This is a genomic window from Geodermatophilus sp. SYSU D01036, assembly GCF_054050435.1.
Genome location: NZ_JBJGZJ010000012.1, coordinates 116,194 through 127,658, shown reverse-complemented (window position 1 = coordinate 127,658; position 11,465 = coordinate 116,194). Strand labels below are relative to the sequence as shown.

At 75.1% G+C, this 11,465-nt stretch carries 12 protein-coding genes; 6 read left to right on the top strand and 6 right to left on the bottom strand.

The window, feature by feature from the left end; genetic code table 11:
• Positions 1-131 precede the first annotated feature (131 nt).
• Positions 132-1,088 carry a hypothetical protein gene (locus ACI8AR_RS14030; protein WP_457051573.1) on the top strand — a complete coding sequence of 319 codons (957 nt, stop codon included), beginning with the start codon at positions 132-134 and terminating at the stop codon, positions 1,086-1,088.
• A gap of 77 nt (positions 1,089-1,165) precedes the next feature.
• Here ACI8AR_RS14030 and ACI8AR_RS14025 read toward each other — a convergent pair whose 3' ends face one another.
• Together ACI8AR_RS14025 and ACI8AR_RS14020 are read right to left on the bottom strand one after the other, a co-directional pair.
• A complete protein-coding gene (locus ACI8AR_RS14025; protein WP_457051572.1) occupies positions 1,166-2,380 on the bottom strand; it encodes a fatty acid desaturase family protein in 1,215 nt (404 codons plus the stop codon).
• A 26-nt stretch (positions 2,381-2,406) separates the two neighbouring features.
• Complete coding sequence (locus tag ACI8AR_RS14020; protein ID WP_457051571.1) at positions 2,407-3,507, bottom strand: ferredoxin reductase; 1,101 nt, start codon at positions 3,505-3,507, stop codon at positions 2,407-2,409.
• Positions 3,508-3,610: 103 nt separating this feature from the next.
• On the opposite strand from ACI8AR_RS14020, the gene ACI8AR_RS14015 reads away from it, so the two are divergent.
• A complete protein-coding gene (locus tag ACI8AR_RS14015; protein ID WP_457051570.1) occupies positions 3,611-4,786 on the top strand; it encodes a PucR family transcriptional regulator in 1,176 nt (391 codons plus the stop codon).
• A gap of 173 nt (positions 4,787-4,959) precedes the next feature.
• Positions 4,960-5,223: a hypothetical protein gene (locus tag ACI8AR_RS14010; protein WP_457051569.1), complete on the top strand. Its 264-nt coding sequence runs from the start codon at positions 4,960-4,962 to the stop codon at positions 5,221-5,223.
• Here ACI8AR_RS14010 and ACI8AR_RS14005 read toward each other — a convergent pair.
• Together ACI8AR_RS14005 and ACI8AR_RS14000 are read right to left on the bottom strand one after the other, a co-directional pair.
• Positions 5,216-5,803, bottom strand: coding sequence for a class I SAM-dependent methyltransferase (locus ACI8AR_RS14005; protein WP_457051568.1), 588 nt, complete (start codon positions 5,801-5,803; stop codon positions 5,216-5,218). The two genes, ACI8AR_RS14010 and ACI8AR_RS14005, sit on opposite strands and share 8 nt — an antisense overlap.
• Entirely contained in the window at positions 5,800-7,152 is a 1,353-nt protein-coding gene (locus ACI8AR_RS14000) for a DNA polymerase IV (protein WP_457051567.1), read from the bottom strand. Before ACI8AR_RS14000 ends, ACI8AR_RS14005 begins: the two co-directional genes overlap by 4 nt.
• A gap of 93 nt (positions 7,153-7,245) precedes the next feature.
• Between ACI8AR_RS14000 and ACI8AR_RS13995 the strand changes: the two genes are divergently transcribed.
• Positions 7,246-7,677, top strand: a complete 432-nt coding sequence (locus ACI8AR_RS13995) for a hypothetical protein (RefSeq protein ID WP_457051566.1) — start codon at positions 7,246-7,248, stop codon at positions 7,675-7,677.
• A gap of 7 nt (positions 7,678-7,684) precedes the next feature.
• Here ACI8AR_RS13995 and ACI8AR_RS13990 read toward each other — a convergent pair whose 3' ends face one another.
• Positions 7,685-8,059 carry a hypothetical protein gene (locus ACI8AR_RS13990; protein ID WP_457051565.1) on the bottom strand — a complete coding sequence of 125 codons (375 nt, stop codon included), beginning with the start codon at positions 8,057-8,059 and terminating at the stop codon, positions 7,685-7,687.
• A 31-nt stretch (positions 8,060-8,090) separates the two neighbouring features.
• A complete protein-coding gene (locus tag ACI8AR_RS13985; RefSeq protein ID WP_457051564.1) occupies positions 8,091-9,806 on the bottom strand; it encodes a helicase in 1,716 nt (571 codons plus the stop codon).
• 69 nt (positions 9,807-9,875) lie between these two features.
• Between ACI8AR_RS13985 and ACI8AR_RS13980 the strand changes: the two genes are divergently transcribed.
• The gene (locus ACI8AR_RS13980) at positions 9,876-10,724 is read left to right on the top strand and encodes an alpha/beta fold hydrolase (RefSeq protein WP_457051563.1); all 849 of its coding nucleotides are present in this window, start codon (positions 9,876-9,878) and stop codon (positions 10,722-10,724) included.
• Positions 10,725-10,996: 272 nt separating this feature from the next.
• The gene (locus tag ACI8AR_RS13975; protein WP_457051562.1) at positions 10,997-11,383 is read left to right on the top strand and encodes a DUF4190 domain-containing protein; all 387 of its coding nucleotides are present in this window, start codon (positions 10,997-10,999) and stop codon (positions 11,381-11,383) included.
• Positions 11,384-11,465 lie beyond the last annotated feature (82 nt).

The window sequence follows — 11,465 nt, the reverse complement described above, 5'->3', positions numbered from 1 at the left end:
CCGGGAGGCTGCCCTCCCGGCCCCCCGGACGGGGACGGACCGGTCCTGACCTGCGGTTCCCGTGATCAGCTTGTGATCCGAGTCGCCGCAGACCAGGAAGAGGCGCCCCCTTCCTCCCCCCTGGAGACGCCTTGCAGCAACGACGCCGGCACCGCGCGACGACGTCGCTCGTCGGTGCGCTGGCCTTCACGGCCGCCCTCTCGGTCACCGCGCCCCCCGCGCTCACCGACCCGCAGAAGGCCGAGCCGGTCTCGGTCTTCCCCTCCGACACCCTCACCGTCCGCGACCCCGCCCAGCTGACCGGCCGGCGGGTGGACCTGCCGACGGCGGGCTGCGGCGCCGCGATCAGCTGCGGCCTGGTGCAGCAGCTCAACCAGCTCGACGGCTTCGACCTGGACCCGCGGCTGGCCATCCGCCTCAGCAGGCCGGTCGACGTGGCCACCGCCGCGTCGATCACGGTCCAGGAGGCGCGCGGCGGCTGGCGGACCGGCGTCGACCGCGTCGTCCGGGACCCGGCCACCAACACGCTCTACGCCCACCCGGCGCAGCAGCTCGCGCCCGGCACCACCTACTGGGTCAGGGTCCAGGGCGGCCCGACCATCAAGGCCGCCCAGGACACCTTCACCACGCAGATGCCGCTGCGTGGCGAGGGCCCGGTCACGGTCACCGTGCCCGGTGCGGTGGAGATCCAGGAGCACCTGGCCCGGTCCACCTGGCTGTCCCGCCCGGGCAGCCCGGAGACCTTCGCCCCGCTGATCGACCCGCAGCGGGTGCTGGTCCAGGTGGCCTACGGCGACCGGACGGTGCCCAACCCGACGTCGTACACGCTCGTCGACGCCGGGCACCCGCGGTCGCGGACCAGCCTCTACCGCAACGACAAGGCCACGCCGCCGCTGCCCAACCCGCACTCGTTCCTGCTGGTGCTGACCCACCCGTCGGCGCTGCAGGGGCAGGCGCAGGTGGCGGCGTTCCTGAGGTCGGGGCAGGTCGTCGACCCGGATGCAGGGGGCGCGGTGTGGGAGGTGCCGATCGGCGACCCGTCCGTGCTGCTCCGGCTGAACTACGCCCAGCCGGCGCTGCGGCCCTGACCGGCCGCTGACCCACGAGGGGCCCGGGACGGTGATCCGTCCCGGGCCCCTCCGCGTGTGCGTCCGGCTGCGCGGTCTCAGGCGGCAGCGGCGGCCATGGCGGCCTGCTCGCGGATGAGCTTGCGGCGGACCTTCGGCTCCCCGGTGGTCATCTTCCAGAGCTTGGCCAGCTGCGAGGGCAGGTTGCGGGCGTTGGTGTTCGCCAGCCAGCCGTTCGGCAGCGACAGCCGGATGATCTTGTGCCAGGCCGAGCCGACCTGCCTCGGCAGCGGCGCGGTGTGGTAGTTCAGCCCGTAGCGCTGGAACAGGTCGCGGATCTTCGGGGCGATCTCGGCGTACCGGTTGCTCGACAGGTCCGGGAACAGGTGGTGCTCGATCTGGTGCGACAGGTTCCCGGTCAGGATGTGCATCGCCTTCGAGCCGGAGATGTTGGCCGAGCCGAGCATCTGCCGCAGGTACCACTCGCCGCGGGTCTCGCCGTCGATGGACTTCTTCTCGAAGGTCTCGACGCCCTCGGGGAAGTGCCCGCAGAGGATGACCGAGTTCGACCACAGGTTCCGCACGATGTTGGCGGTGAAGTTCGCGGCCAGGGTGGCCAGGAAGTTCGGGCCCGACAGCAGCGGGTGGATGACGTAGTCCTTGCGCACCTGCCGGCCGATCTTGACCAGCACCTGCTTGGCCCGGCGGCGGAACTCCGGGTCGCCGGTCTGCTTCTTGGCGATGACGGCGCCGAGCTCGAGGTCGTACGCGGCGATCCCGTACTCGAAGAAGCAGGCGTTGATGAAGCTCCACAGCGGCTGGCCGAGGTACATCGGCGTCCAGGGCTGGTCCTCGTCGACGCGCATGATGCCGTAGCCGAGGTCGTTGTCCTTGCCGATCACGTTCGTGTACGTGTGGTGCAGCTCGTTGTGCGAGTGCTTCCACTGCTCGGCCGGGCTGGCCATGTCCCACTCCCACGTCGTGGAGTGGATCTTCGGGTCGCGCATCCAGTCCCACTGCCCGTGGAGGATGTTGTGCCCGATCTCCATGTTCTCGAGGATCTTGGCGATCGACAGGCCGATCGTCCCGGCGATCCACGCGGGCGGGAAGCCGGACGCCAGCAGCACGGCGCGGCTGCCCAGCTCGATCTTGCGGTGCACGTCGATGACCTTGCGGATGTAGCGCGCGTCGGACTCGCCGCGGCTGTCCATCACGCCCTGGCGGATCTCGTCGAGCTCCTTGCCGATGAGCTCGACGTCCTCGGGGGTGAGGTGCTCGATGGGGTTGACGGTCTTCTTCTGCAGAACGGTCATGCGGTGCTCCTCTGGGTCGGAAGCGGTCAGTGGTCGATGTCGCAGGCGCCGGCGGCGGCGCTGATGCAGGTCTGGACGAGGACGCCGTCCCCGGGGGCGGCGGTGGTCACCTCGCCGGTGCGCAGGTCGCGGACGGCGCCCTCGCGCAGCGGGAGCACGCAGCCGTAGCAGATGCCCATGCGGCAGCCGCTGGGCATGAGGACGCCGGCCTCCTCGGCGGCGTCGAGGATCGGGGTGGCGCCGCCGGCCTCGAGCGAGGTGCCCTTCTTCGTGAAGGTGACCGTGCCACCCTCGCCGGTGACCAGCACCTTCGGGCGGAACCGCTCGGTGTAGAGCCGCTCGGTGAGCCCGGCCGCGGCCCAGTGCTCCTCCAGCGCCTCGAGCATGCCGACCGGGCCGCACGCCCAGGTGTCGCGCTCGGCGAGGTCGGGGACGAGGGCGGCGACGGCCGCGGCGTCGAGCATCCCGGCGGTGTCGGTGTGCTGCTCGACCAGCCGGATCCGCCCGTCGGCGGCCAGCTGCCGCAGCTCCGTCCCGAAGACGACGTCGTCGGGCGTGGGCGCGGAGTGCACCAGGACGACGTCGGTGAGCTCGGGGTGGTTGCGCAGGATGCCCATCACCGGGGTGATGCCGGAGCCGGCGGTGACGAACAGCGCCTTGGCCGGCAGCTGCGCGGGCAGGCAGAAGTCCCCGGTGGCCTGGTCGAGCTGCACCATCGTGCCGGGCCGGGTCCGCCGGACCAGGTGGTTGCTCACCTTGCCACCGGGGATCGCCTTGACGGTCACGGTGAAGCAGCCGTCGGTGCGGCCGAGGTCGGAGGTGATCGAGTAGGCCCGCCACATCCGGACGCCGTCGACGTCGATGCCGATGCGCACGTACTGGCCGGGCCGGTGCGGCTGCCAGTCGGCGCCGGGCCGGATGACCACCGTGGCGGCGTCGCGGGTCTCGGGCACGACCGCCTCGATCCGTCCGCGCAGGTCGGCGCCGGCGCGCAGCGGGTCGATCAGGTCGAGGTAGTCGGCGGGCAGCAGCGGGGTGGTGACGAGTTCGGCGACGCGCAGGACGCGGTCGCGCAGCGCCTTGAGGGCCGGCCGGGCCGGGGAAGGGCGCGGAGCGGTCGCGGTCATGCTCTCACTGTTCCCTGCGGAACGTGCAACTACCTGTGCCCTGGACGTGAACGTTCCGCCGGATACTGTTCGCAGAGGACAAACCGTGTCACGGGGAGGTCACGTGGTCCCCCAGCAGGAGACCTTCGCGCTGCACGTCGCGGCGGCGGTGCGCACGGAGCTGCCGTCGGTCGCCGAGCGGACGGTCGCGGCGATCGTCGTCGAGGTGCCCAGCTACGCGGAGGCCTTCCGCGGGCAGATGGGCCGCAAGATCGAGAACGCCGTCCAGCTCGCCCTCGGCGGCTTCCTGGAGCTCGCGACCGGCGGCGCGGACGCCAGCCGGCCGGTGGACCCCGCGATCGAGAGCGCCTACGCGCTCGGCCGCGGGGAGGCGCGCACCGGCCGGTCGATGGACGCGCTGCTGTCGGCCTACCGGGTCGGCGCCCGGGTGGCCTGGCGGCACCTCAGCGAGACGGCGGTGGCGGCCGGCATGCCCGCCGCGGCGCTGGCCCGCTTCGCCGAGCTGGTGTTCGCCTACATCGACCAGCTCTCGGCGGCGAGCGCCTCCGGGCACGCCGACCAGCTGGCGGCCAGCGGCCGGGTGCGGCGGCGGCACCTGGAGCGGCTGGCCGAGCTGCTGGTCACCGGCGCGCCCCCGTACGAGCTGATCACCGCCGCCGAGCGGGCGGACTGGACGCCGCCGCGCACGCTCACCGCCGTCCTGCTGTCCGAGGCCGGCGCCCGCGACGCGACGGCGGTGCTCGACGCGCGCACGCTGCAGGCCGGCGAGGACCTGCCCGGCGCCGAGCCCTCCACCGAGCGGGCGGTCCTGCTGGTACCCGACGCCGAGGGGTTCGCCCGCGCCGCGCTGCTCAAGGTGCTCTCCGGCCGCGACGCCGTCGTCGGGCCGGCGCGGCCGTGGCAGGAGGCGCGCTCGTCGTACTCGCGGGCGCTGCGGGCGCTGCAGGTGGGCCTGTCCCCCGACGGCGACGCGCCCGTGGACACCGAGCAGCGGCTGGCCGACCTGGTCCTGCGCGCCGACGGCGAGGCGCTGGCCGACCTGCGCGCGCAGGTGCTCGCCCCGCTCGACGGGCTGGCTCCCGGCCCCCGGGAGAAGCTGCTGGAGACGCTGCGCTCGTGGCTGCTGCACCACGGCCGGCGCGAGCAGGTGGCCGCGGAGCTGTTCGTCCACCCGCAGACGGTGCGCTACCGGATGGGGCAGCTGCGGGAGCTGTTCGGCAGGCACCTCGACGACCCGCAGACCGTCCTCGAGCTGACCCTCGCCCTCGGCTGCCGCTGAGGGGCCTCCCCGCGATCATGGCGTCCTGACCGCGACACGCCGCCCGGCGATGGTCACGGCGCCATGATCGCGGGGAACTGGCACGTCGTCCCCAGGCTGCTCCCAGGCGGGCGGCCGAGTCTCGGACCCGTCGCGGCACACCCCGGCGCCGCGACGGACCCGAGGAGGCCACCGTGTACCGCAGCACCGAGACCGTCGGCCGGCACGCCTGGGTGCGCACCCCTCGCCGCCCGCTGCCGCCGGAGCTGACCGCCGACGTCGCCGTCGAGGTGGCCGCGGCCGCCCTCGCCGAGGTGCCGGGCGCGACGATCGAGTGGCTGGAGGTGGACGCGTGGGGGCTGTTCGAGGCGCACCTGCGCGGCGCCGACGGCGAGACGCTCGTGGTCCAGCTCGACGGCGACCTGCAGGTGGTCGGCCGGCTGGCCGACGTCAGCTGACCCGGAGGACGGCGACCAGGAAGTCCGACTCCGCGGTGAACGGGTGCAGGTGCCAGCTCGACAGGAGCAGGTCCGGCGCCAGCCCGGCGGCGCGGGCGTCGTCGAGGAACGCGTCGAAGGCGTAGTCCCGCCCGGCGCCGAAGCCGACCACCGCCCGGCCGCCGTCGGCCAGGTGGGCGCGGAAGCGCCGCAGCACCTCGACCCGCGTGGACGGCGCCAGGAACGTCACCACGTTGCCCGCGCACACGATCGCGTCGAACCGGTCGGGCAGGTCGAGCTCGGCCAGGTCGCCGACGAGCCAGCGCGCGCCCGGGTGGTCCTCCTCCGCGGCGGCGATCAGCACCGGGTCGACGTCGACCCCGACCACCTCGTGCCCCGCCGCGGCGAGGTGGCCGCCGACCCGGCCCGGGCCGCAGCCGGCGTCGAGCACCCGGGACCGGCGCGGCAGCATCGCGTCGACCAGCCGCGCCTCACCGACGATGTCCATCCCGCCCGCGGCCAGGTCCTTGAACCGCTTGACGTAGGCCGCCGAGTGACCGGGGTCCGCCTCGGTCATCCGCACCCACAGGTTCTCGCTCACGGCTCCATCGTCGGGGGCCGCCAGTCCGGCGGGTCGCCCGGGTGCAGCGCCGGGTCGTCCGCGGCGAGGGTCCGCACCGGGCCGGGCAGGGTCCGCGGCCCCTCGAAGCGCACCGTCACCCGGCCCAGCCCGCGGCCCCACACCCAGCCCGGGCCCAGCTCGTCGTGCACCACGTCCTGCCCCGGCCACCACCGCCGGTCCGCCGGCCCCGCGGTCCGGGCGGCCTCCGCGAGGACGGCGGCGGCCTCGGACTCGTCGGGCGCGTCCGCGTCGTCGTCGGCGAACAGGTCGCCCTGCGCGTACTGCGACAGCCCCGAGACGCCGACGCCGAGCAGCCGCAGGCCCCCGCCGGTGCCGGCCTCCCCGAGCAGCCGCCGGGCGATCGCGGCCACCTGGCGGGCGTCGTCGGTGGGCTGCGGCAGCGTCTGCGAGCGGGTGAGCGTGGTGAAGTCGTAGCGGCGCAGCTTGAGCGTCACCGTCCGCCCCGACAGCGCCGAGGACCGCAGCCGCGCGCCCACCCGGGTGGCCATCGAGTCGATGAGCCGGTTGAGCTCGGCGTGGTCGGTGAGGTCCCGCTCGAAGGTCTCCTCGTGCGACACCGACTTGGCCTCGCGCTCGGCCACCACCGGCCGGTCGTCCTCGGCCCGCGCCAGCTGGTACAGCCCGCTGCCGTGCGCCTTCCCGGCCAGCGCGACGAGGTCGGGCAGCGACTTGGCGGCCAGCTGCGCCACCGTCGCGACGCCGACCTGCCGCAGCCGCTCCGCCGTCGCCGGGCCCACGCCGCCGAGCCGGGTCACCGGCAGCGGGTGCAGCACGTCCAGCTCCGTGCCGGGCGCGACGACGACGAGGCCGTCGGGCTTGTCCAGGTCGGAGCCGATCTTGGCCATGAGCTTGGAGCTGCCGACGCCCACCGAGCCGGTCACCCCGCCGGTGGCCTCGGCGATGCGCGCCTTGAGCCCGCGGGCCAGCGCGGTGACGCCCTCGACGGACAGGTCGTGCCCGGGACCGGCGGCGAGGTCGACGTAGGCCTCGTCGATCGACACCGGCTCGACCAGCGGCGACAGCTCCCGCAGCAGCTCCATGACGACGTCGGAGGTGCGCCGGTAGGCGCCGAACCGGCCGCCGAGGAACGCCGTCCCGGGCGGGCAGCGGCGCCGCGCCTCCGCCGTCGACATGGCCGAGCGGGCCCCGTACGCGCGCGCCTCGTAGGACGCCGTCGCGACGACGCCGCGCCCGCCGGTGCCGCCGACGACCACCGGCCGGCCCCGCAGCGAGGGCTTGTCGCGCTGCTCGACGGCGGCGAAGAACGCGTCCAGGTCCAGGTGCAGGACGCTCGCCTCCCGCCGCACGCCCCCCATGGTCCTACGCCGGGACGACAGGCCCTGGACGCCGGTCCGGCGCCGCCGGATGCTGGCCGGCAGGCACCCGACAGGAGGCCGCCGATGACCGCTCACGGGACCCCGGCGACGACGCGGGCACGAGCCGGTGCACCGCGGCACGGGGCGCTGGTCGCCTACCGGCTGGCGCTGGCCCTGCTGCTGCTCGCCGTCGTCGTGCAGTTCTTCCTCGCCGGGATCGGTGCCTTCGGCGGGGGCTTCGACGCCCACGAGACCAACGGCTTCACCGTCGTCCCCGCGCTGTCGGCCGTGGTCCTCGTCCTGGCACTGGTGGCGCGCGCCGGCACCCGGGACGTCGTCCTCGCCCTGGTGCTCGCCCTGCTGACCTTCGTCGGGCAGAGCCTGCTGCGGGCCCTGGCCGACGAGGGGACCGTCTGGGGCGGCCTGCACGCGGTGGGCGGCCTGGCCGTCCTCGGGATCACCGGCTTCCTGCACACGTCGGCGGTCCGCCGGTTGCACGCCGAACCGGGGGCGTAGCGCCGGCTCAGGCCAGCGCCAGCACCAGGCAGACGACGGCCAGCGCGAGGGCGACCGGCGTCATGACCAGCCGCTCGGGCCGGCTCCGGGAGATCGCGTTCAGGACCACGCCCAGCGCGAAGTACCCGGTCAGGACCCACATGCCGACCTCGACGAGCCCGCCGGGCAGCAGGTCGACGGCCCCGGCCGCCTGCAGCACCAGCAGCGCCACCACGGCGTAGACCCCGATCGACAGCACGCTGCCCACCCGCAGGCGGGGCGGCAGGACGACGTGCTGCCCGCCCCACGCGAACCGGCCCAGCGGCGCGCCGCCGGCCAGCGCGAGCTGGAGGACGGTGAGGGCGGCGAGCAGGGCGGTTCCGACGGCGGCGACCGGGATCACGGAGCCGGACGGTAGCGCCGCGCGGCGTCGTTCAGGCGTCCGTGAGCGCGGCCGGCGGCAGCCAGTCGGCGTCGAGCAGCTCGGCGATCTCCTGCAGGGCCGAGGTGTCCGCGCCCGCCGTCGACCCGCTGACCGCCAGCCGCTCGACCATCACCCGGGCCACCTGCTCCTCGACCGTCCCCTCGGCGTAGGCCACCCGCCACGGCGAGACCTGCCCGTCGCGGTGGGTGCGGCCGGTGACCTGGCGGGCCTGGATGCCGGAGAAGCGCGGCTGGTGGAACAGCCCCACCCGCGGCGTCGGCGAGGCGGTCGTGCCGCCGGGCAGCAGCTCACCGGCGTGCAGGCTGATCGAGGCGGTCACGGTGAACACGCAGACCGGGGCCTCGCCGGTCTGGAAGCGCAGCCGCTCGGCCTCGACGTCGAACCGGTCGCGGCCGTAGATCGAGGCGACGGCGATGCCGGAGTCCAGCAGCGCCTCGCGGATCGGATCGGCCGCGGTCTCCACGAACTCCACCGACACCGCGACCTGCCGCTCGGCCTCCACCTGCGCGCGCACCCAGTCGACGGTCGCCTGCACGCGGATCAGCCCCGCCTTCTGCCGGAACCGCAGCAGCGCGGCGCGGCCGCGGGCGCTCTGCCGGGCCTTCCGGGCCAGCTGCATCTCCGCGCGGAACTCCTGCCACTCCGACTCGTAGGCGGCCCGCTCGGCGGGGGTCAGGGCCACCGGCGTCCCGGTCACCGACACGGGGCCCCACGGCGCCGGGCGGTGCAGGGTCGCCGGCGGGTCGTCCGGACCGTCCCCGCCGGCCAGCCAGCCCTGCAGGCGGGCGAGGTCGGCGCGGCGGGCGTCGGCGTCCTCGGTCCACGCCCAGCCGTAGCGGCCGCGTTCCACGTGGAACCCGTGCTCGGCGAGCTTCGCGGGCAGGTCGGCCCAGGCGCGCAGCGGCTCGTCGTGCACCTGGGCGAACTGCGGCGCCAGGTAGGGCAGCTCCGTCGGCGTGTGCGCCGGGGTGGCGGTGGCCGCGATGACGAAGGGCGCCTCCTCGGCGCGCGCGTGGCCGGAGACCGCCTTCCAGTGCTTCCACCGCTGCGTCGTCGTGTGCCGGACCATGTGCGCCTCGTCGGCGACGACGACGTCGAACGGCAGCTTCGCGACCTTCGCCAGCCGGTCCCAGGTGGTGACGCACCAGCGCAGGCCGCCGTCGCCGAAGCCGGCGATCGAGCGGGTCCAGTGCGGGATCGTGATGGCGGCCGGGCGGTCGGCCACGACGAGCACCCGCTCGCCGCCGCGCAGCTCGCAGATCTCGCGGGCGGCCATCACGGCGGTGCCGGTCTTGCCGACGCCGGGGTCGTCGCCGAGCAGGAACACCCGGTGCCCGGCCGCGGCCGAGGCGACGACGGCCTCCGCGCCGGTGCACTGCTCCTCGCGCGGCACCAGCTGCCGGGCCTCGGGCAGCGGCCGCGGGGTCTCGTTGAGCTCGTCCTCGAGGAACCGCTCGAACGTGTAGGGCGGCGGGTCGTAGGGCGCCAGCGCCGGCGGCAGCCGCGCGCCGACCCACACGTGCGCCTGCAGCCCGGCGTGCCAGACGGCGCCCGGTGCCGGGGCGCGGAACGGGACGGCGAGCACCCACACCCGCTCCCCGGGGCCGGCGGTGGGCAGGTCGGGCACCGGCGGCCGGCGGGCCGCCGTCCGCCGCTTCGTGGTCCGGCGCTTGGTGGTCGTGGCGGCGCGACGCCGTCCGGGCATGCTGGGACCTCCCCCGTCGTCCCCGGCACGGTAGGTCGCCGTCGCGCGCGGATCTGGTGGAATCGCCGGGTGACCGCCGATGCGCCCTCCGACGAGCGGCTGGCGGCGCGCACCGTCGGCGAGTCCGGCCCGCGTGTGGTGTTCGTCCACGGGCTGTTCGGCCAGGGCAAGAACTGGACGACGGCGGCGAAGGGGCTGGCCGACCGCCACCGGGTGACGCTGCTCGACCTGCCCAACCACGGGCACTCGCCGTGGACCGACCGGGTCGACTACGTGGACATGGCCGGGCTGGTGGCCGCGGAGCTGGAGTCCTTCGGCGAGCCGGTGACGCTGGTCGGGCACTCGATGGGCGGCAAGGTGGCGATGCAGCTGGCGCTGCGCCGGCCGGAGCTGCTGCGCGCGCTCGTCGTCGTCGACATCGCACCGGTCGAGTACCCGCTCACCGGCGGCCGCACCGACGACGCCGACGAGGAGGCCTCGCCGTTCGGCGCCTACATCGCCGCGATGAAGGCGGTGGACCTCGGCGCGCTGCGCACCCGCGAGGACGCCGACCGGGCGCTGCGCGAGGCGGTGCCCAGCACGATGGTGCGGTCGTTCCTGCTGCAGAGCCTGGTCCGCGAGGGCGTGGGCTCGGGCCGCTGGCGGTGGCGGCTGAACCTGGAGACCCTCGAGCGCGACCTCGGCGAGCTGCGCGGCTTCCCCGACCCGCCGCCGGGCGCCACCTTCGACGGCCCGGTGCTCTGGGTCGCCGGCGCCGACAGCCACTACGTGCTGCCCGAGGACCGCGCGCGGATGGACGAGCTGTTCCCCTCGACCCGGCTGGTCAAGGTGAAGAACGCCGGCCACTGGGTGCACTCGGAGCAGCCCGAGGTCTTCCTCGAGACGATCCGTCGGTTCCTGGACGCCGTCGAGGGCTGAGGAGGTTCCCGCGGGAACGTCCTCGGCAACTGCGGGGAAGACGTCGTCAGCGGCCCGTCGGGGGCGACGACTTCCCCGCAGTCGCGCGGGGCCCGTCGCCGTCGTGGAGCGAGCACCTCCGCGGACGTGTGCACGGGCTGCCCGCCGTCTGACCCGTCAGGGGTGGCGGAGCCGGGCCCGTGGCCCGCGGCTCCGTAGCCTGCCCTCCGCACCCGCGCCGGGACGACGGATCCCCGTCCGCTCCCGCGGGGATCGGGACGGGGAGGACGGACATGACGCAGTGGGAGGCGCCCGGGTACGGCACCGGGCAGCAGGGGTGGCCGCAGTACGGGCCGTCCCCCGGCCCGCCCGCGGGTGGCCCGCCGCAAGGCCCGTACGGTCCGCCGCCCGGACCGTACGGTCACGGGTACCCGCCCTACGGCTACCCCGTCCCACGTCGCACCAACGGTCTGGCCGTCGCGTCGATGGTGCTGGGCATCCTGTGGCTCTACTGGATCGGCAGCGTCCTGGCCCTCGTCTTCGGGTACGTCGCGCGCAGCCAGATCCGCGAGCGCGGCGAGGGCGGGGACGGCATGGCGATCGCCGGCATCGTGCTGGGCTGGGTGGGTGTCGGCTTCATCGCGGTCGGACTCTTCGTGGGCGTCGCGGCGAACGCCTGAGTCCCCGTCGCGCCGAGGTCGTGCACCGCGGGGCCGGCACTGCCGGGGGTCGCTGCCACGCTGGGCGTGTGAGCAGCCCGCC

Coding starts and splice junctions, on each gene's coding strand:
- ACI8AR_RS13985 (WP_457051564.1), bottom strand. CDS start 9,806: ATGCCCGGACGGCGTCGCGCCGCCACGACCACCAAGCGCCGGACCACG.
- ACI8AR_RS14020 (WP_457051571.1), bottom strand. CDS start 3,507: ATGACCGCGACCGCTCCGCGCCCTTCCCCGGCCCGGCCGGCCCTCAAG.
- ACI8AR_RS13995 (WP_457051566.1), top strand. CDS start 7,246: ATGACCGCTCACGGGACCCCGGCGACGACGCGGGCACGAGCCGGTGCA.
- ACI8AR_RS13975 (WP_457051562.1), top strand. CDS start 10,997: ATGACGCAGTGGGAGGCGCCCGGGTACGGCACCGGGCAGCAGGGGTGG.
- ACI8AR_RS14025 (WP_457051572.1), bottom strand. CDS start 2,380: ATGACCGTTCTGCAGAAGAAGACCGTCAACCCCATCGAGCACCTCACC.